This window comes from Blastomonas sp. SL216 (genome assembly GCA_026625625.1).
In the GTDB taxonomy this organism is placed as follows: Bacteria; Pseudomonadota; Alphaproteobacteria; order Sphingomonadales; family Sphingomonadaceae; genus Blastomonas.
Genome location: CP113055.1, coordinates 1,378,746 through 1,399,377, shown reverse-complemented (window position 1 = coordinate 1,399,377; position 20,632 = coordinate 1,378,746). Strand labels below are relative to the sequence as shown.

Below are 20,632 nucleotides of genomic sequence, written 5' to 3'. Positions count from 1 at the left end.
GCTTTCCGGCGCTGTTTTCGGGCGGAATGCCCCAATTTACCACATCACCCAAAACAAATTTTACTCTATTTGACGGTGTTGTGCGGTGGCGCACAGCGGCGTAAAGCGATTCGGGTGAAGACACATCTGTCGGCGGCGACAGGGACGGCTGAAGCAAAGTTGCGCAGCCAGGGACGAAGCCGACAGAAAGGAAGGGACAAGGGGCGATCATGCACGCGAACGAGCTTGCCGAGCTATTGGCCAGCCACAGCCTGTTCGCCGATTGCGACAATGACGAACTGTCGGACATCATCCTGCGCGGGCATTTCGTCCGCTACCGCAAGGGGCAGGAGCTGATGGGACAGGGGGATGATGGCGACAACCTGCTGATCATCCTGACGGGATTTGCCCGGGTGAGCATGGTGGCGAGCAACGGTCACGAGATCGTGCTCGATTATGCAGAGCCCGGCTATGTCATCGGCGAGATTGCGTTTCTGGATGGCGGGCCGCGCACGGCCTCGATCGAGGCACTGACCGAACTGACGGCGCTTTCGCTGTCGCGGCCGGCCTTTGAAGAGATTGCCGAGCGCCATGTGGCGATGCCGCGGCGGATGCTGCGGGTGATGGCCAAGCGCTTGCGCCAGGCCAATGACGTGATCGAGGCGGACCGTGCGTTCACCTCCGGACCCAGGCTGGCGCGCTATCTGCTGCGTCTGATGGTGTCGGGTGCGAAAGAGGGCAAGCTCAAGCTGGACCTGAGCCAGAGCGAGCTGGGCACTTTCGCGGGATTGTCACGCGAACAGATTAACCGGCAACTGTCGGCCTGGTCGGATGCCGGGTTGATCGAGCTGGAACAGGGCAGGGTGAAGATTATCGACCGCGATACGTTGCTGGAGATTTCCGAAGCCGCCTGACGATTGGTTAGGTGCACATTTCAGTTTTCCGGGGCAGGGCCAGGTTATTGCGACCCGGCCTGGTCCTGCCACCGGAAAAACCCCCGCGCCCTGTGGCGCGGGGGCCTAATTCAGATTTTCTCCGGTGGACGGTGCGGTAAATGCGACCCGGCCAATCCGGACCCGGAGAAAGCAGCGTCCTGAGCGGGCGCGGAGGGCGGGCCCGAAGGGGTTCGCCCTCTTCTTTTTTCCATATTCTCCCCACCCCACCCTGCGGGCACCCCTCCCCAAGGGGAGGGGAGAAGGTAACCCGGAAGCGGGTACCTATGTGATCGACGTGGAGGGACGTCTGTCCGGGAGAAGGGAAGACCTGCAAAAAAGGGTGGGCCGTTGCCGACCCACCCCGTTGCATTCTACCCTCGATCAGCGGAGCGTCAGGCCGCCTGGCTGTCGCCTTCGTCCTTGGTCGAAGCTTCGACGACCTGCAGCTTGGGCGTACCGTTGATCGCGATCTTCTTGGGCTTCATCGCCTCGGGCACTTCGCGCACCAGATCAATGGTCAGCAGGCCATCTTCCAGGCTGGCGTCGCTCACCCGCACGAAGTCGGCGAGTTCGAACCGGCGTTCGAAATTGCGGTTGGCAATGCCCATGTGCAGGAAGTTGCCGCGCGATTCGCTCTCGGCAGCCTTGCGACCGGCGACGACCAACAAGTTCTGCTGGGCGGTGATGTCCAGCTCGTTGGGCTTGAAGCCGGCCACCGCGATGGTCACGCGATAGGCGTCATCGCTGCTGCGTTCGATGTTGAAAGGGGGGTAGTTATCGCCCTGTGCAGCCCGGGCCTGGTTTTCCAGCAGGTCGAACAGCCGGTCAAAGCCAACGGTGGTGCGACGATAGGGGGTGAAATCGAAACGGTTCATGTGCAAAATCCTTTTCAAAAGCGATTTCAAGCGTTTGAAGCCCGCATCTGCGGCGCTTCGGTACCTGTGGGCCACCCGGATGGCGTGGCTCACGACACAAATCTAGGCGCTCGAAATCGCGTTTCAAGATGGATTTTTTGCAAGGGCTGCGCACGCGAGCGGCACCATGGCCCGGCGCGAATTGCAGACGAAAAAAGAGCGTCCGGCCCCCAAGACCCGGACGCTCTTTATCAGATCCAATTCGCGCGCTGATGGCGTTGCCGCCTCGCTCGCAAGTGATGGACCCTGGTAACCGCCGCTTTCCCCAAAACGACGGAAACTATCCCCGAACCCATGGCCGTAGCCGCTTGATCCGCGTTGTCATGATTCCGTAACGCGCCCCTTGAAGCTAGCGGAATTCGCGGCTTGCCCTCATTTTTGATCCTTTCTGTGTTTTATGTGCAACACGCACCTGTTCAGGGATCAGCCATTGTCAGCCCGGCATGCGCTGGTTAATGCGATAGCCCAATCGCGCTGCTGATCCCCCAGCTGGCGCAGGTTCCGAAAGGATCGATCTTCCTCCATGCTGTCCACCTTCGAATGGACGATCGCCAAGCGCTATCTGCTGCCCGGACGCGGCGAGGCGTTCATATTCCTGGTCGCAGGCATCAGCCTGGTTGCGGTGGCGCTGGGCGTCGCCGCGCTGATCATCGTGATGAGCGTGATGAACGGCTTTCGCGCCGAACTGCTCGACAAGATCGTCGGGCTGAACGGTCATGCCGTGGTGCAGGGCTATGGCGGACGGTTGAAGAACTGGCAGGAAGTCCTGGCTGAAACGCGCAAGATGGATGGCGTTGTCGCCGCATCGCCGCTGATCGAGCAGCCGTTGCTGATCAATTTCGAGGGCCGGGTGGAAGCGGTGCTGGTGCGCGGCACCGATGCGCCCGATATCGCGGCTCTGAAGCAGAAGACGGTGCTGGGATCGGTGGCCGAGCTGAAGGCCGGCGCCTCCAAGGTGGCGCTGGGATCGCGGCTGGCGCAGAATCTGGGCGTCAATATCGGCGACAGGATCACGATCATCAACCCGGCGGGGCGTTCCACGCCCTTTGGCACCGTGCCGCGCGAGATCCTGTACGAGGTCGCCGCGATCGTCGAGATCGGCGTCTATGATTATGACAAGGCATTCGTCATCATGCCGATCCGCGACGCGCAGCTTCTGCTGCTGCTGGGCGATGAGGTCGGCATGATCGAGGTGACGACGCGCGATGCCGATCAGGTGCGCGAGATCCTCGCGCCGCTCGAGCAGAGGCTGCGCGGTCAGGCGGTGGTCAACGACTGGCGCACGATCAACGCCTCGCTGTTCGAAGCCCTGGCCGTGGAACGCGTCGCGATGTTCATCGTGCTGTCGATCATCATCCTGGTTGCGGTGTTCAACATATTGTCGTCGCTGATCATGCTGGTGCGCGCCAAGACGCGCGACATCGCGATCCTGCGGACGATGGGGGCCAGCCGCAATTCGCTGCTCAAGATCTTCATCACTGTCGGGCTGATCATCGGGTCGCTCGGCACGGTCACGGGCCTGGGGCTGGGCTTTGTCTTCCTCTATTTCCGGCAGAGCATCGTGCTGTTCGTCCAGTTCGTCACCGGCCAGCAGCTGTGGGATCCGTCGATCCGCTTCCTGACCGAACTGCCCAGCCGCACCGACCCGTTCGAGGTGGCAGGCATTGCCGCGATGGCGCTGCTGTTCAGCTTCCTGGCGACCCTCTATCCGGCGCTGAAAGCGTCCTCGACCGATCCTGTTCAGGTGCTCCGCTATGAGTGATGCCGTCATCCTGCTGAGTGATGTCCGCCGCAGCTTTGCGCAGGGCGGGGTCACCATCGATGTGCTCAAGGGCGTCAACCTGGCGGTCGAGCCGGGCGAGATTGTCGGGCTGCTGGGCCCTTCGGGATCGGGCAAGTCTACCATGCTGCAGGCGGTTGGCCTGCTCGAAGGCGGCTTTACCGGATCGATCCGGATTGCAGGCGAAGAGGCGGCGCAGCTCAACAGCAACGGCCGCACCCGGTTGCGCAAGACGGCGCTCGGTTTTGTCTATCAGTTCCACCACCTGCTGCCCGATTTCACCGCGCGCGAGAATGTCGTGCTGCCGCAGCTGATCATGGGCCGCACGCGCGAGGAAGCATCCGATCGCGCGGCCGAACTGCTTTCGCGGCTTGGCCTTGGCCAGCGGCTCGACCATCGGCCCAGCCAGCTCTCGGGTGGCGAGCAGCAGCGTGTTGCGGTCGCCCGTGCGCTCGCCAACCGGCCCAAGGTCGTTCTCGCCGACGAACCGACCGGAAATCTGGACGAGGCGACCGCTGACAGAGTGTTCGACGAGTTCCTCCATCTTGTAAGAGAGGAAGGCAGCGCGGCATTGGTGGCCACCCATAACGAAAGACTGGCCACGCGCATGGACCGGGTTGTCCGCCTGCACGATGGAAGGATCGCATGACCGTTTTCGATTACACGATGCCGCTGCCCGATGGCAGCGCCAAGCCGCTATCCGATTATCAGGGCACTGTGCTGCTGATCGTCAACACCGCCTCCAAATGCGGGTTTACGCCGCAATATGAGGGGCTTGAGGCGCTGTATCGCGAATACAAGGATCGCGGGTTCGAGGTGCTGGGCTATCCCTGCAACCAGTTCGGCGCGCAGGAACCGGGCGATGCCGAAGAGATCAGGAATTTCTGCTCGCTGACCTATGACGTGACCTTCCCCCTGTCCGCCAAGATCGCGGTGAATGGCGAGGAAGCCGATCCCTTGTGGAAATACCTGAAAAGCCAGCAGGCCGGGTTGATGGGCAGCCGCGCCATCAAGTGGAATTTCACCAAGTTCCTGGTCGATCGCAAGGGCAATGTCGTCGCGCGCTATGGGTCGATGGTAAAGCCCGACCAGCTCAAGGCGGATATCGACAAGCTGCTGTAACGCGCAGCGCTCGACACGCGAATTTTCAACGCTAGTCTCCCGTCATTCCCGCGAAAGCGGGAATCCCGCTTCTCTGCCAATGTTGAGCACAAGCGGGACCCCCGCCTTCGCGGGGGTGACGTGGAAACAGCGACCGGACAGCAAGGACATCGCACCCATGATCGACGCCATCAGCACCTGGGCCAGCGGACTGGGCGCGCAATATGGCGTCAATCCGGTGATCTTCGCGACCATCTATATCGGCGCGATTCCGCTGTTCCTCGCCAGCATCGCCTGGCTGGTGCGCAACGCGCGTGCGGGCAAGCCGACGGTGCTGCCGGTGATGTGCGCAGGCGCGTGTTTCGTCTCGGCCTATGTCTATCTGGCGATTGCCGGACGCAACATTCCGGTCTGGGTGTGGATCTTCCTGGCGGTGCTGATCCTCTACGGCATCTGGTCGACGGTGCGCGATGTCCGGCGCAAGATCGCGGCGAGGGATTTATCCACCGGGGAGTGAAGGCGCTTTCCTGAATCGCGGGAAAAGCGATAGCAATAGACCATGCCTTACGAACCCTTCGTCCCGTTGCGCGTGTTCAGCGCCTATACGATGCTGGAAGGCGCGATCGAGCCCAAGGCGATCGCCAAGACCGCGCATGATCGCGGCTTTCCGGCCATCGCGCTGGCGGATCGCAACGGGCTCTATGCGGGCATGGCCTTTGCCGATGGTTGCTTCGATGCCGGCATCCAGCCGATCGTCGGCACGCTGCTGTGCGTCGCGCGGCCCGGCAGCAACGCGGCCTCTCCGGTGCTCGACTGGCTGGCGCTCTATGCCCAGAACGAGAAGGGCTATGACAATCTGTGCGATCTGGTCTCGCACGCGCATCTGGACCGACCGCTGGAACTGCCCGCGCACGTGCCGTTCGAACGGCTGGAGGGGCGCACCGACGGGGTGATCGCGCTCACTGGTGCGGGCGACGGAGCGCTGGTGAAGCTGCTCGCCGCCGGGCAGCAGGCTGAGGCCGAAAGCTATTGCGACCAGCTCCAGGCGCTGTTCGGCGACCGGCTCTATGTCGAGCTGTGCCGCCGCGGCGAGGAAATCGAGACGCTGGCCGAGACCGCTTTGCTCGATCTGGCCTATGCGCGGGGCCTGCCGCTCGTGGCGACCAACCCGGCCTGCTATTCCGACCCCGGCTTCCACGCCGCGCACGATGCGATGCTGTGCATTGCGCGCGGGGAATATGTCGGGGCCGCTAATCGCGACCGCAGCTCGCCCGAGGCGTGGATCAAGTCCGCGCCGATGATGCGCGAGCTGTTCAGCGATCTGCCCGAGGCTCTGGTCAACACGCTCGTCGTTGCGCAGCGCTGTGCTTATGCGCCGCCCAAGCGCAAGCCGATCCTGCCCAGCCTGGCGGGCGATCTGGAAGGCGAGGCGGCACAGCTGCGCGCCGATGCGTTCGCGGGTCTGGAAATGCGGCTCGCGGCCTATACCGATTTGACCGAAGAAGAGCGCAAGGGCTATTTCGAGCGGCTCGAGTTCGAGGTCAACGTCATCGTCGGCATGGGCTTTCCGGGCTATTTCCTGATCGTGGCCGACTTCATCAAATGGGCCAAGGATCACAACATCCCGGTGGGGCCGGGCCGTGGATCGGGCGCAGGCTCGGCGGTTGCCTGGGCGCTGACCATCACCGATCTTGATCCGATCAAGCTGGGCCTGCTGTTCGAACGCTTCCTCAATCCCGAGCGCGTCTCGATGCCCGACTTCGATATCGACTTCTGCGAAACGCGGCGCGGCGAGGTGATCCGCTATGTGCAGGCCAAATATGGCCGCGATCATGTCGCACAGATCATCACCTTCGGAAAACTCAAGGCGCGCGCGGTGCTGCGCGATACAGGCCGCGTGCTGCAGATGGGCTATGGCCGCATCGATGGCCTGTGCAAGCTCGTGCCCAACCACCCGACCGATCCGTGGAAGCTCGATCGCGCGCTGGCAGGCGTTGACGAGCTGCGCCAGCAATATCGCGACGACAACGAGGTCAAGCGCCTGTTCGATCTGGCGATGCAGCTCGAAGGCTTGCCGCGCCACAGCTCCACCCATGCGGCGGGCGTGGTGATCGGCGACCGTCCGCTGGCGCAGCTGGTGCCGCTGTACCGCGATCCGCGATCCGACATGCCGGTGACGCAGTTCGACATGAAATATGTCGAGACCGCAGGGCTGGTGAAGTTCGACTTTCTGGGCCTCAAGACGCTGTCGGTGCTGCACAAGGCGGTCGAGATGCTCGCGAAACGGGGCGTCGAGGTCGATTTGTCGAGCCTGGCCTGGGATGATGCCAAGACCTATGAGCTGCTCAAGCGCGGCGATACGGTAGGCGTGTTCCAGCTGGAATCCGAAGGCATGCGCCGCACGCTGGCACAGGTGAAGCCGACCGCGTTCGGTGACATTATCGCACTGGTCTCGCTCTACCGCCCGGGCCCGATGGACAATATCCCGAGCTTCGGCGCGCGCAAGAACGGGCGCGAGCCGATCACCTATCCGCACCCGCTGCTCGAGGATATCCTCAAGGAAACCTATGGCATCATCGTCTATCAGGAACAGGTGATGCAGGCGGCGCAGGTGCTCGCGGGCTATTCGCTCGGCGATGCAGACCTTTTGCGCCGCGCCATGGGCAAGAAGATCAAGGCGGAGATGGACAAGCAGCGCGGCCGCTTTGTCGAGGGCGCCGCGAAGAACGACATCGATGCCAAGAAGGCGAACGAGCTGTTCGACTTGATCGACAAGTTCGCAGGCTATGGCTTCAACAAGTCGCACGCCGCGGCCTATGCGCTGCTCGCCTACCAGACCGCATGGTTGAAGGCGCATTACCCGCACGAATTCTACGCCGCCTCGATGTGCTTCGACATGCACCAGAGCGACAAGCTCAACATCTTTGTCGACGATATGCGGCGTCTGGGCATTGCCTGCCTGCCGCCGTGCATCAACGCCAGCGAAGCCGAGTTTTCGGTCGAGCAGACGCAGGAGGGCCTTGCGGTGCGCTATGCGCTCGCGGGTCTCAAGAATGTTGGCGAAAAGGCGATGGAGGGCGTGGTCGCGACGCGTCAGGCGGGCGGACCGTTCACGTCGCTCGGCGATCTGGCCGATCGCATCGATGCCGGCCAGGTCAACAAGCGGCAGATCGAAAGCCTTGCCGCAGCCGGCGCGTTCGACGGGCTGGAGCTGGAACGCTCGGTCGTTCATGCCTCTGCCGATACGGTGATGGCGGTCTCTGCCGAGGCGCAGCGCCAGCGCAGCAGCGGGCAGGGCGGTCTGTTCGGCGATGTCCAGCAGCCCGGCCAGTCGCTGCGCCTCACATCGGCCAAGCCCTGGTCGATGGGCGAGAAGATGACCTATGAACGCGAGGCGTTCGGGTTTTTCTTCTCCGCGCACCCGGTCACCGAATTTGCCGCGACCGCCAAGGCGCAAGGGGCGCGGCCCTATCAGCTGCTCGTCGATACGCTCGATGTCCGCGTCGGCGAGCGCAAGACGGCCAAGGTCGCCGCGCTGGTCGAAGGGTGCAACCGCCGCCAGAGCAAGCGCGGCAGCACCTTTGTCATGGTCGACCTGTCGGACGAATCCGGCCAGTTTTCGGCGAGCTCGTTCGATGACGAGATGGTCGCCGCCATGCCTGAATGGGCCAGCCAGTCGGCGTGCCTGCTGATCGAGCTGGAATTCGACCGGTCGAGCGAGGAACAGGCCCCGCGCGCCACCATCCGCCGCGCCAAGCCGCTTGACCAGATCAAGGTCGTGCTGCGGCACAAGGCCAGCATCGACGTGCACCATCCCGATGGGCTCGCCCGGCTCGCCGATCTGGTGGGCCAGGGCGGCAGCGGGCAGGACGAGGTGCACGCCCGGCTGATGCTGGGCGAGGGCCGGATCATGCCGGTTTGCCTGGGCAATCGCTTCCGTCTCGACCCCGAAACGCAGGAGGCGTTGCGGTCGATCGAGGGAATCAGCGTGCGCGATGTGGAATCACATGCTGCATCCCGCCCGGAACTTCGCCTCGTCAGTTGACTTGCGCGCGGCTTCGGGCTTTCTGATCCCGTTTCAACCGGCTCCCTGCGAGAGCCCATGGATCGGGAGAGAATGATGATCGTTGGCGGCATGCAGGATTATGAATTGCGCGTGATGCGGCTGCTCGACCATGCCGAGCGGGAAAGCGGCAAGCGCGAGATCGTGTCCCGCTGGGCTGATGGCAGCCAGACCCGCACCAACTGGGCAGGCATTGCCCGCGATGCGCGGCGGCTGGCGAGCGCGCTCACCAGGCTGGGGCTCCAGCCCGGCGACAGGGTCGCCACACTGGCGATGAACCACAGCCGCCATCTCGCCACCTGGTATGGCGCGATCGGCATGGGCGGGGTGATCCACACCATCAACCCGCGCCTGTTCGAGGAGCAGCTCGAATATATCGCCAATCATGCCGAAGACAGGGTGCTGTGCTATGATGCGGCGTTCCAGCCGATCATCGACAAGATGAAGCCGCGCTGGACCACGATCGAGCATTATGTCTGTTTCGATCCGCCCGCCGGGTCGGCAGCGCTAAGTTTCGAGGCGCTGCTCGAAACCGGCGATGAAGGCTATCGCTGGCACGAAGGGTCGGAGCGCGATCCGTGCATGCTGTGCTACACTTCGGGCACGACGGGCAACCCCAAGGGCGTGCTGTACGAGCATCGCTCGACCGTGATCCATGCGATGGCAGAAATGCAGCCTGCGGTGTTCAGCCTGTCGCCGCAATCGGTGGCGCTGCCGGTGGTCCCGATGTTCCACGCCGCTGCCTGGGGCCTTCCCTTTGCGGGCGCGGCTGCGGGGATCAAGTTCGTCTTTTCGGCCGTGAACGAACCTTCGGTGCTGTGCGACCTAATGAACGAGGAGAAGGTCACCCATTCGGCCGGTGTTCCGACCGTGTGGCTGGCGATGTTCCAGCATATCGACAGCACCGGCAGGAAGCCCGAATATCTGCAGGTCGTCACCATCGGCGGCTCGGCCGCGCCGCGCGCGATGTGCGAGCGGATCATGAAGATGGGCGCGCGGATGAACCATGCCTGGGGCATGACCGAGACCTCGCCCATCGGCACCATGGGCGCGCCGTCGCCCGATTGGGACGATATGGACTTCGAGGCGCAGCTGGATCTGGTCACCAAGCAGGGCCGCGTGCCGTTCGGCGTCGAACTGCGCGTCGTCGATGATGAAGGCCATGTCCAGCCACGCGACGGCAAGTCCAGCGGCCGCCTGCAGATCAAGGGGCCCTGGATTATCAAGCGCTATTTCAAGGCCGAAGCCGATGCGCTGACCGAGGATGGCTGGTTCGATACCGGCGACGTTTCGGTCATCCATCCCGATGGCGTGATGCAGATTACCGACCGCGCCAAGGACGTGATCAAATCGGGCGGTGAATGGATCAGCTCGGTCGATCTGGAAAATGCGGCGGTCGGCATGCCCGATGTCGCCGAAGCCGCCGCGATCGGCTTGCCGCACCCGAAATGGGATGAACGCCCGCTGCTGCTGGTGGTGCCCAAGCCGGGCACCAGCCCGTCGAAGGAAGCGATTCTCGCGCACCTGGCGCAGCACGTGGCCAAATGGTGGCTGCCCGACGATATCGTGTTCGTCGACCAGCTACCGCACAGCGCGACCGGCAAGCTGCTCAAGACCGCGCTGCGCGACCAGTTCAGGGATCACGTGCTGCCGACGGTGTGAGGGCTATCCGGGAGAGGCGGCCGAGCCTGCCAGCAGGCCGCCGTCAATGTTGAACTCGCTGCCGGTGACATAGGCTGATTCATCGGCGGCGAGCATCGCGGCAATGGCCGCCACCTCCTCGACGGTACCGAAGCGCCTGAGCGGCGTATCGGCGACCATCGCGGCCATGCGCGCCTCGCGGTCCGGCCCGGTGCCCAGCATCGCCTCCCACATCGGGGTGAGGATGGCGGCGGGGTGGATCGAGTTGCAGCGGATCTGCCAGCCCTGCTGCGCGCAATAGAGCGCGACACTCTTGCTGTGGTTGCGGATCGCCGCCTTGGATGAGGCATAGGCTGCTGCCAGCGGGATGCCGACCAGTCCGGATCGCGACGAGATATTGATGATCGATCCTGTGCCCCGGGCCTTCATCGCCGCAATGGCATAACGGCAACCCAGAAAGGTGCCGTCCAGATTGACGGCATGCACGGCACGCCAATCGGCCAGGCTGGCATGTTCCGGATCGTGCGCGGCGGCGCCATGCTCGAAACCGGTCACGCCGGCATTGTTGACGACGACATCGGCGACGGGCACCTCTGCCTGCAGCCCGGCCCAATCGGCCTCGCGCGTCACGTCGAGCGGGATGAAGCGGCTGCCGATGCTGTCGGCCATGGCCTGGCCGGCAGCGCTGTCGATATCGGTGAGGATGACGATGCCGCCTTCATCATGGAAGCGGCGGGCAATGGCGGCACCAATGCCGCGGGCTGCGCCGGTGACGACGCAGACCTTGTTCTCAAGTCTTTGCATAATGGGTCCGATACGGTCTTGGATGGCGAGGGAATGCTTCCGTCGCCGATGTCAGGGCTGTTTCAGTAGCGCTGCTTGACCATGTCGATGTCTCCCGTCAGGCCTTGACGTGTAGCACCCCTATTGCGGGTGCGCAATCGCAGGGCCTGTCCGGATCATGCGCGGCTTGACGGCCCCTCCCGCTTGCCGGGAGGGGCCGTGGCATCAGAAGCTGAACCGTGCCGAGATGCGGAAATCGCGGCCGCCCAGCGGTGCGAAATCCTTGGTGAAGCTGGAGGCGCGGCGACCGACCACATCGAAGATGTTGTTGGCCGATGCGATCAGCGTCACCCCGCGCGAGGGGCCGAACGGCTTCCACGACGCGCTGGCATTGACCAGGGTAAAGCCCTCGGTCGGCGTTTCGAAATTGGCATTGCGCTGCTGGTCGTCGAACCATTCGACTTCGGCGCGCAGGTTCAGCGCATCGCTCTGCGCCTCCAGGCCGCCAAGCAGGCGCAGCGGCGGGATGCGCGGCACCGGACCCAGGCCGTCGAGCGAGGCATGGACATAGTCGGCCACGCCATCGGCGACGAACTTGAAGTTTCCAGCCCGCGCAAACACCACCGAAGCTTCGGCTTCCACGCCATAATATTTGGCGTCGTTCTGGATGAACTGGAACACCGGCAGCTCGTCTTCTTCCAGCCCGGTGGGCACATCGATGATGAAGTCATCGAAGCGGTTGTAGAAGCCGGTGAGCGACAGGTTCACGTCCGGGGTCGAATAGCGGATATAGGCTTCGCCGCCCCAGCTCTTTTCGGTGGTGAAATCGGGATTGCCGATCTCGAACGCCTGCGTTGCGATATGCGGGCCGTTGGAGAACAGTTCTTCGGCTGCAGGCGCGCGCTGGGCGCGGTTGAGGTTGATGCCTATCCGCAGCTTTTCGGTCGGGATATAGGCCAGGCCAGCGGCGAAGGAATAGGAGTTGAAGCGCCGCTCCACGCCCACATCCTGCGACTTCACAACGACACGGTCAAAGCGGCCTGCGCCTTCCAGCTCGATATTGCCGAAGCGCACTTCCTGCAGCGTGAAGATGCCGACCTGGTCGGTGGTGTTGGGCGGCACAAAGGCTTCCGCGCCGATCGCGCTAAAATCACGATGGACATATTGCACGCCGCTTGCACCGCGCCAGCCGCCGCGCTCGCGCTGCACCAGCTCCAGCCGCGACTCGATACCGTTGTTGCGGAAGACGGTGCCGACCTCGTCACCCTCGAATTCGGTCTGCTTGAAATCGGCATAGGCCGCGCGCAGGCGCAGTGCCTCGAAGAATCCGGGCAGGTTCACCTGGCCACGGAAATCGACCTTGATCTGGTCGAGCCCGATGGTGACGGGGCCTTCTTCCTCCTCGCCGCCGGCGCCTTCCTCCTCACCATGCGCATGGCCTGCGCCGGGGCGCTCGGGCACGCCATAAAGGCTGTTGTAATAGCTGCCCGAAATGCCGAAGCTGCCGCCTTCGCCGATATAGGCCAGGCCACCGCCAAAGCTGTAGGTTTCGGTGCCGGTATTGGGGATGCGGCCGCGCAGGCCCGCCAGTTCCTCGGCCTCTGCGGCCTCTTCCAGATTGCCCTCGGCGCGCTCTTCAGCCGCAATCTCGCGCTGCTGGGCGCGCAGGCCGGGCGACAGCACGAAGCCGCCGACTTCCAGATCGTCGGACTTGCGGTAGCTGCCGTCGAGGTGCAGCACCAGCTTCGAGGTCAGCGGCACATCCAGGCTTGCGCCGATGCTGCGCTCGTCCGCCGCCGATCCATAAGTCGCCAACGCGTCGAGATGGAACGGCTCTTCGGGCACCTCGCGCGGGATGCGCTTGTCGATCGCATTGACCGCGCCGCCCACGGCCTGTCCGCCGAACAGCAGCACCGCAGGACCCCGCAGCACCTCGATCCGGTCGAGGATGATCGGCTCGACGGTGACGCCATGGTCGGGCGAGGTGTTCGACACGTCGATGGTGCCGATGCCATCGGTCAGCACGCGAATGCGTTCACCCTGGAAGCCGCGCAGCACCGGGCGCGAGGCACCGGGCGAGAAGCTGGTGGCTGAAACGCCGGGAAGCTTGGTCAGCGCATCGCCGATCTGGGCGCGGGCCTCGCGCGCCAGCGTGTCACCCGAGATTTCGGACGTACCGGCCAGAATGCTGAGGTCGCGCACGAACGGTGCGGTGACGATGATGCCGCCATTGCGATGAAAATCGTCGTCTTCCGCCACAGGCTGTTCGGCCTGGTCTGCCTGCTGCGCGAGCGCGGGCAGGGGGGCCAGCAAGGCGGTTGCGAGCGAAAGCGTGGAGGATAGCGGAAGAAGCGTGCGACGCATGTTATATGATGCTCCCTGGGGGCGTTTCGTGAAGGAATGAGCTGCCGCTGTCCGGCAGTCTGTCCGCCCGGGCGGGCGCATTCCTGGGAAGCGCGCTCCGGCACGGGCGGGTTGCGGCTGGTCGGCTAGCACTGGTGTGATGTTATATCAATATCGTTTTGACCAACATGCGACGGTTTGCGACGGGTTGCTCGGCCTGCGCCTCTGCGGCACAACAGGCAGCAAGAACGGCAGACCAACCTGCCGGCATGCGAGGACCTGATCGATGAGCACCGCCACCACCGCCGACGCGCATGCCGAGCCGCTGATCGCCCCGCCCGAGGATGCCGAAACCTGGTGCACGCCGGCCCAGTATGCCGAGCTTTACGCTGCATCGCTGCGCGATCCCGATGGCTTCTGGGCGCTGCAGGCAGACCGGATCGACTGGATGGTCAAGCCCGCGCATATCAACCGCTCGAGCTTCGATCCGGTCAACATCCGCTGGTATGACGATGGCGAGCTGAACCTGTGCTACAATTGCGTCGACCGGCACGTGCTGGCCGGACACGGCGCGGACACGGCCTTGATCTGGGAAGGCGATGCGCCGGGCGATGTCCGCGCGCTCAGCTATGACGCGCTGCTCGCCGAGGTGCAGCGCTTCGCCAGCACCCTGACCGCGCTGGGCGTCGCCAGGGGCGACCGCGTGACGATCTACATGCCGATGGTGCTCGAAGGCGCGATCGCGATGCTCGCCTGCGCACGGATCGGTGCGATCCACTCGGTCGTGTTCGGCGGCTTCTCGCCCGAAGCGCTGGCCGGGCGGATCGAGGATTGCGCCAGCCGCTTCATCATCACCGCCGATGCCGGAATGCGCGGGGGCAAGACCGTGCCGCTCAAGGCCAATGTCGATGCGGCGCTGGAACAGCATGGCATCAGCGTCGATGCGGTGCTGGTGGTGCGCCATGGCGGCGGCGATGTCGCGATGACCAAGGGCCGCGACCACTGGTATCACGAACTTGCTGCCACCGTGCCCGCGATCTGCCCTTGCGAGCCGATCGGGGCCGAAGACCCGCTGTTCATCCTCTATACCTCGGGATCGACTGGCAAGCCCAAGGGCGTGTTGCATACGACCGGCGGCTATGCGGTCTGGGTCGCCACCACGTTTCACTATGCCTTCGATTATCGCCCCGGCGAGGTCTATTGGTGCACCGCCGACATCGGCTGGGTGACGGGGCACAGCTATTCGGTTTATGGCCCGCTGCTCAACCGGGCCACCAGCCTGTTGTTCGAAGGCGTGCCCAACCATCCCGATCATAGCCGCTTCTGGGATATGTGCGAGCGGCACCGGGTCAACATCTTCTACACCGCCCCCACCGCGATCCGCGCGCTGATGCGCGAGGGCGAGGGGCCGATCGCCAGGCATGACCTGTCCGCGCTGCGCCTGATCGGATCGGTGGGCGAGCCGATCAATCCCGAGGCCTGGCGCTGGTACCGCCGCACCGTGGGCAAGGACGCCGTGCCCGTGATCGACACATGGTGGCAGACCGAGACCGGCGGGATCATGATCACCACCCTGCCATATGCGCATGCCATGCGACCGGGCAGCGCAGGCCTGCCGTTCTTCGGCATCCGGCCCGAGCTGGTCGATGCCGATGGCAACATCCTGGACGGCGCGACCGAGGGCAATCTGTGCATTGCAGGCTCCTGGCCGGGCCAGGCGCGTACCGTCTATGGCGATCACGAGCGCTTCGTGCAGACCTATTTCAGCACCTATCGCGGCAAATATTTCACCGGTGATGGCTGCAAGCGCGACGAGGATGGCTATTACCGCATCACGGGCCGGGTCGATGACGTGATCAACGTCTCGGGCCATCGCATGGGCACGGCAGAGGTCGAAAGTGCGCTGGTTCTGCACCCGCGCGTCGCCGAGGCGGCAGTCGTCGGCTTTCCGCACGATATCAAGGGGCAGGGCATCTATTGCTATGTGACGCTGAACGTCGGCGAAAATGCCGATGACGCGCTGGCGGGCGAGCTCAAGGCGCTGGTCCGCAAGGAGATCGGCCCGATCGCGACGCCCGACCATCTGCACTTCACGCCGGCGCTGCCCAAGACGCGCAGCGGCAAGATCATGCGCCGCATCCTGCGCAAGATCGCGGAAAATGATTTCGGTTCGCTCGGCGATACCAGCACGCTGGCGGATCCATCGGTGGTCGATGCGCTGATCGCCGGGCGTGAAGCGGGATGAAACTGCTGGTCAAACGACTGAAATTTTGACATATTGAGGCATCGGCTTGGCTATTGTGTCGTTCGATTTCTGCGCGAACGCAGCTTTGTCCGAAAGTTCTCCAGCATGTTGCATCACCTTCAGGCCACGCTCGTGGTCGCCGGCCTGTTCGGCCTTGTCGCCTTGCCCTTTGTCGGGGTGATGCTGGTCCTGCTCGCCATAGGCGCATCGTCGGGTCTGGTGATCGGTCTGGGCTTCATGGCGCTGCTGGCCAGCTGTGCGATCGCCGTGTCGCAGCGCGGCCAGGCATTTCTGGGCGACAACATGCGCAAGCTCACCCGCCGCAGCTGATCTTCAGGGGTTAAACCCCATCAGCGCGACCGGCCAGGCCGCCAGCGCCAGCAAGGTGCCGAGCGGAAAGCGGGTCGCGCTGTCGAGCGTTGTTCCGCGCCGCTGCATGACCAGCGCGGCGGCCAGGCCCAGACCGCTGGCGCACATCAGCACCAGCGGCAGCATCTGCCAGCCGAGCCAGAGCCCGATCGCGCCGAGCAGCAGCGGATCACCCCCGCCCAATCCCTCGCGCCCGCGCGCGGCGCGATAGGCCAGCGCGATCAGCCACAGCCCGCCAAAGCCGGCGCCCGCGCCGATCAGGCGGCTCGTCCAGTCGGGCGGCAGGCCAGTCGCTGCGCTCGCCAGCCCGCCCAGCGCCAGCGCTGCGGTCAGCGGATGGGGCAGCCAGTAATGCTTCAGGTCCAGTAGTGCGAGTGGCAGCAGCAGCCAGCCAAAGGCCGCGATCGCAAGCCCCTCAGGCCCCGGATGGAGCGCCAGCGAGCCCGCGCCGATCAGCGCCGCCGCCAGCTCTGTTGCCAGGCTTTGCAGGCCGATCCGTGCTCCGCATGCTGCACATCTGCCGCGCAGCATAAGGTGCGATAGCACGGGTATGAGCTGCCAGGGCTGCAGCACCGTGCCGCAGCTGTCGCATTGCGAGCGCCCCGACAGGATGGAGCGGCCCGCGGGCCAGCGCACGACCAGCGCGCCGATGAAGCTGCCGAAGATCGCGCCCAGCATCGCGGCAGCGACCGGGCCGATGATCGGATGCTGGAGCAAAGGCGCGAACATGGACAGCGGAAAAAAGGCCCCTTGCCGGGGATCGGCAGCGCGCCACCGCATAGCGGTTCGCACTGGCCCAGGCAAAGCGCTTTGTCGCCTAGCCTCTTGCATTCGCGGTTGCTCTAGGGGAAGGCGGGCGCACAACTGCTGAGAAGGACTCATGCCATGACCGCATTTTCCGCCGCCGATCCCATCGTTATCGTCTCCTATGCGCGCACGCCGATGGGCAGCTTTCAGGGTTCGCTTTCGGGCGCGAGCGCGACCGATCTGGGCGCTACGGCGGTCAAGGCGGCGGTCGAGCGGGCAGGCGTTTCGGGCGATGCGATCGAGCGCATCTATATGGGCTGCGTGCTGCCGGCGGGCCTGGGCCAGGCCCCGGCGCGCCAGGCAGCGCTGAAGGCGGGCCTGCCGCAATCGGTCGAGGCGACCACCGTCAACAAGATGTGCGGCAGCGGCATGCAGGCGACCATCATGGCCGCCGAAGCGCTCGCCTCGGGATCGGTCGATCTGCTGGTGGCCGGCGGCATGGAGAGCATGACCAACGCGCCCTATCTGCTGACCAAGCATCGCGGCGGCGCGCGCATTGGCCATGACCGGGTGATGGATCACATGTTCCTCGACGGGCTGGAAGATGCCTATGAGCCTGGCCGGGCGATGGGCAGCTTTGCCGAAGAGACCGCCGGCGAATATCAGTTCACGCGCGAAGCCCAGGACGATTATGCCATCGCATCGTTGACCCGCGCGCAAAAGGCGCAGGCATCGGGCGGGTTCGATCGCGAGATCGTTCCGGTCGAGATCACCGGCCGCAAGGGCACCGAGACCATCGACAAGGATGAGCAGCCGCTCAAGGGCGATGCCTCCAAGATCCCGAGCCTGAAGCCGGCGTTCGCCAAGGATGGCACGATCACCGCCGCCAATGCATCGTCCATCTCGGATGGCGCGGCGGCGCTGGTGCTGACCCGGCAGAGCGTGGCGGACAAGCTGGGCCTTAAGCCGGTTGCGCGGATCGTCGCCCATGCCGCGCACGCCCATGCGCCCGCGCGCTTCACCACCGCGCCCGTCGATGCCAGCCGCAAGGCGCTTGAAAAGGCGGGCTGGAGCGTCGACGACGTCGACCTGTTCGAGGTCAACGAGGCCTTTGCCTGCGTCTCGATGATCGCGATGCGCGACCTCGGCATCCCGCACGAAAAGGTCAACGTGCATGGCGGTGCGACCGCTCTGGGTCATCCGATCGGCGCGAGCGGCGCGCGGATCATCGCGACCCTGGTCTCCGCGCTGCAGACGCATGGCGGCAAGCGCGGCCTGGCGTCGCTCTGCATCGGTGGCGGCGAGGCCACGGCGGTCGCCGTCGAACTCGTCTGACGCATCATCAGCCCCGGTCCGTCAGCGCGGCGGACCGGGGAATATGTCAGCCCGGATTGACAAGACCGGGCAAATCCATCAGTTGCCCATCCAGATGGTTCCTCCCTTAATCGGGGGGCGAAGAGGGAAGCCGGTGCAAATCCGGCGCTGTGCCCGCAACTGTCAGTCGGGAGCCGACGGCCAATCATGTCACTGGGAGCCATCCCGGGAAGACGGCCCGAGGCGATGATCGACCAGCCAGGAGACCTGCCATCGCGTCGTTCATCCGGGGGCCGGGTCCAGCCTGTTCGGATGGGAAAGTTTTTTCCTTCGTAACGACATGCCACAGGCCAAAGCCGCGCCCGGAGTGATCCGGGCGGGCCTGTATGTCGTTGATCTGCCTTCCCGTTTCGGCGGCGGAAAGGGCCGAGGGAAAATCGTGTCCAAATTTGCCAGAATCGCAACCGTTTCCGCAGCCACGCTTGCGGCGGTGACCCCGCTATACGCCCAGAGCGCGCAGGATGAGGGCGATGATATCGTCGTCTCCGCCAGCCGCATCGAACAGAAGCGCAGCGAAACTGGCCAGTCGATCACTGTCGTTGACAAGGCCGAACTCGACCGCCGCCAGACCCAGGTGCTCAGCGATGTGCTGCAGACGCTGCCCGGCGTCAGCGTCGCGCGCAACGGCGGCCCCGGCGGCACCACCAGCGTCTTCATCCGCGGCGGCGACAGCTCGCAGACGCTGGTGCTGGTCGATGGCGTGCGCGTCAACGATCCCTCGGCACCTTCGGGCGCGTTCGATTTCAGCTCGATCCTGACCGGCAATATCGGCTCGGTCGAACTGCTGCGGGGACCCAATTCTGTCATCTGGGGCAGCCAGGCGATCGGCGGCGTCATCAACATCACCACGATCGAACCGACCGAGGGGCTGCAGGCCAGTGCCCGCGGCGAATATGGCTATCGCGATACCAGCCAGCTGGTCGCCAGCGTCTCGGTCAAGTCGGGCATTGTCTCGGGCAGCCTGGGCGGAAGCTGGTTCCGCACCGATGGCATCAGCGCTTCTGACGAACGTTCAGGCGCAACCGAAAAGGACGGGTTCGAAAACCTGACGCTCAATGGCAAGATCAGGGTCGCGTTCAGCGATGCGATCAGCCTGGACCTGCGCGGCTTCTATACCGATGGCGAGACCGCATTCGACAACCCGCCCGGCGATACGCTTCCGGTAACCGATAACCGCCAGTTCGTGGGCTATGCGGGACTCAACGTTGCGCTGTTCGATGGGCGACTGCGCAATCGCTTCGCCTATACCCGTACCGACATCAAGCGGATCACCACCGATCCCACGCCCGGATCGTTCAACCCGGCGCGCGCCAAGGGCACGCTCGACCGGTTCGAATATCAGGGTGTCGCCGATGTTGCCGATGCGCTTACCCTGGTGTTCGGCGTGGAGCACGAACAGAGCGAGGCCAGCACCTTCTTCCCCTCGTTCAACACCGCGCCCGATGTCAGCGATGTGCACATGACCAGCTATTACGGCCAGGCGATCGTGCGTCCCTTCACCGGCCTGACCGTCACCGGCGGCGTGCGGGTCGACGATCAGCAGGTGTTCGGCAGCAAGACCAGCCTGGGCGGCAATATCGCCTATAGCCCCAATGGCGGCGATACCGTGATCCGCGCCACCTATGCCGAGGGCTTCCGTGCACCGGCGCTCAGCGAGCAGCTGGCCGCGTTCGGCAACCCCGATCTCAGGCCAGAGACCGCGCGCAGCTATGACGCGGGCATCGAACAGTCGCTGATCGACGGCAAGCTGCGGGCGCAGGCGACCTGGTTCCGCCGCAACACCAAGGATCTGATCGTCTTTTCCTCGGCGACGTTCAGCCTGGAGAATATCGCGGCGGCGCGCGCGCAAGGCGTCGAGCTGGGGCTGTGGATGCAGCCGGTGCCCAATTTCACCGTGCAGGCGCAATACAGCCTGGTCGATACCGAAAACCGCTCGACCGAGCCCGATTTCTTCGGCCGCTCGAACTTCGGCAACCGGCTGGCCCGGCGCGCCAGGGACAGCGCATCGTTGCTGGCCGACTGGCAGTCGCCCTGGGGTCCGGCGCTGGGTGCGACCTTCCTGATGGTCGGCGACACGTTTGACGATGTCGCCAACACCATCCGGCTCGACAGCTATGTCCGCGTCGACCTGCGCGCGAGCTGGAGCATCTCGGACAATCTGGAAGTCTATGGACGCGTCGAAAACCTGTTTGACGAGGCGTACCAGACCGCGTTCAATTATGGCGTGCCGGGACGCGCCGGCTATGCGGGGGTCAGGTTGAAGATGTGATGGCAGGCAGCTTTTCTCGTCCTTCCCGTACGCGCGGGAAGCCCGGTCCTGGTCGAATGGCCAGCGGGACCTCTGGCCTTGCCGGGGTA

General features: G+C 64.4%; 15 protein-coding genes and 1 riboswitch. Of the genes, 11 read left to right on the top strand and 4 right to left on the bottom strand.

The window, feature by feature from the left end; translation table 11 throughout:
* Window positions 1-209: 209 nt before the first annotated feature.
* Window positions 210-893 (top strand): Crp/Fnr family transcriptional regulator, encoded by a 684-nt coding sequence (locus OU999_06665; protein WAC24862.1) that lies wholly within the window; start codon window positions 210-212, stop codon window positions 891-893.
* Between the two features lie 413 nt (window positions 894-1,306).
* Here OU999_06665 and OU999_06660 read toward each other — a convergent pair whose 3' ends face one another.
* A complete protein-coding gene (locus tag OU999_06660; protein WAC24861.1) occupies window positions 1,307-1,789 on the bottom strand; it encodes an Hsp20 family protein in 483 nt (160 codons plus the stop codon).
* A 562-nt stretch (window positions 1,790-2,351) separates the two neighbouring features.
* On the opposite strand from OU999_06660, the gene OU999_06655 reads away from it, so the two are divergent.
* The 6 genes from OU999_06655 (at window position 2,352) to OU999_06630 (ending at window position 10,434) form a co-directional block, all read left to right on the top strand.
* Complete coding sequence (locus OU999_06655) at window positions 2,352-3,590, top strand: lipoprotein-releasing ABC transporter permease subunit (protein ID WAC24860.1); 1,239 nt, start codon at window positions 2,352-2,354, stop codon at window positions 3,588-3,590.
* Complete coding sequence (locus tag OU999_06650; GenBank protein ID WAC24859.1) at window positions 3,583-4,257, top strand: ABC transporter ATP-binding protein; 675 nt, start codon at window positions 3,583-3,585, stop codon at window positions 4,255-4,257. Before OU999_06655 ends, OU999_06650 begins: the two co-directional genes overlap by 8 nt.
* Window positions 4,254-4,730, top strand: coding sequence for a glutathione peroxidase (locus OU999_06645; protein ID WAC24858.1), 477 nt, complete (start codon window positions 4,254-4,256; stop codon window positions 4,728-4,730). The genes OU999_06650 and OU999_06645 overlap by 4 nt, the downstream gene beginning before the upstream one ends.
* Before the next feature lie 157 nt (window positions 4,731-4,887).
* Window positions 4,888-5,226 (top strand): hypothetical protein, encoded by a 339-nt coding sequence (locus OU999_06640; protein ID WAC24857.1) that lies wholly within the window; start codon window positions 4,888-4,890, stop codon window positions 5,224-5,226.
* 42 nt (window positions 5,227-5,268) lie between these two features.
* Complete coding sequence (gene dnaE, locus OU999_06635; protein ID WAC24856.1) at window positions 5,269-8,754, top strand: DNA polymerase III subunit alpha; 3,486 nt, start codon at window positions 5,269-5,271, stop codon at window positions 8,752-8,754.
* 72 nt (window positions 8,755-8,826) lie between these two features.
* The gene (locus tag OU999_06630; GenBank protein WAC24855.1) at window positions 8,827-10,434 is read left to right on the top strand and encodes a long-chain fatty acid--CoA ligase; all 1,608 of its coding nucleotides are present in this window, start codon (window positions 8,827-8,829) and stop codon (window positions 10,432-10,434) included.
* 3 nt (window positions 10,435-10,437) lie between these two features.
* Here OU999_06630 and OU999_06625 read toward each other — a convergent pair whose 3' ends face one another.
* Both OU999_06625 and OU999_06620 read right to left on the bottom strand, forming a co-directional pair.
* Window positions 10,438-11,217 carry an SDR family oxidoreductase gene (locus OU999_06625; GenBank protein WAC24854.1) on the bottom strand — a complete coding sequence of 260 codons (780 nt, stop codon included), beginning with the start codon at window positions 11,215-11,217 and terminating at the stop codon, window positions 10,438-10,440.
* Window positions 11,218-11,421: 204 nt separating this feature from the next.
* A complete protein-coding gene (locus OU999_06620) occupies window positions 11,422-13,560 on the bottom strand; it encodes a TonB-dependent receptor (protein ID WAC24853.1) in 2,139 nt (712 codons plus the stop codon).
* A 265-nt stretch (window positions 13,561-13,825) separates the two neighbouring features.
* On the opposite strand from OU999_06620, the gene acs reads away from it, so the two are divergent.
* Both acs and OU999_06610 read left to right on the top strand, forming a co-directional pair.
* Complete coding sequence (gene acs / locus OU999_06615; GenBank protein ID WAC24852.1) at window positions 13,826-15,784, top strand: acetate--CoA ligase; 1,959 nt, start codon at window positions 13,826-13,828, stop codon at window positions 15,782-15,784.
* 105 nt (window positions 15,785-15,889) lie between these two features.
* Window positions 15,890-16,114: a hypothetical protein gene (locus tag OU999_06610; GenBank protein ID WAC24851.1), complete on the top strand. Its 225-nt coding sequence runs from the start codon at window positions 15,890-15,892 to the stop codon at window positions 16,112-16,114.
* 3 nt (window positions 16,115-16,117) lie between these two features.
* Here OU999_06610 and OU999_06605 read toward each other — a convergent pair whose 3' ends face one another.
* Window positions 16,118-16,882 carry a prepilin peptidase gene (locus OU999_06605; protein WAC24850.1) on the bottom strand — a complete coding sequence of 255 codons (765 nt, stop codon included), beginning with the start codon at window positions 16,880-16,882 and terminating at the stop codon, window positions 16,118-16,120.
* Between the two features lie 156 nt (window positions 16,883-17,038).
* On the opposite strand from OU999_06605, the gene OU999_06600 reads away from it, so the two are divergent.
* Together OU999_06600 and OU999_06595 are read left to right on the top strand one after the other, a co-directional pair.
* Entirely contained in the window at window positions 17,039-18,235 is a 1,197-nt protein-coding gene (locus tag OU999_06600) for an acetyl-CoA C-acyltransferase (GenBank protein ID WAC24849.1), read from the top strand.
* Window positions 18,236-18,313: 78 nt separating this feature from the next.
* A riboswitch (cobalamin riboswitch) is annotated at window positions 18,314-18,504 on the top strand.
* Between the two features lie 149 nt (window positions 18,505-18,653).
* Window positions 18,654-20,543 carry a TonB-dependent receptor gene (locus OU999_06595; protein WAC24848.1) on the top strand — a complete coding sequence of 630 codons (1,890 nt, stop codon included), beginning with the start codon at window positions 18,654-18,656 and terminating at the stop codon, window positions 20,541-20,543.
* Window positions 20,544-20,632 lie beyond the last annotated feature (89 nt).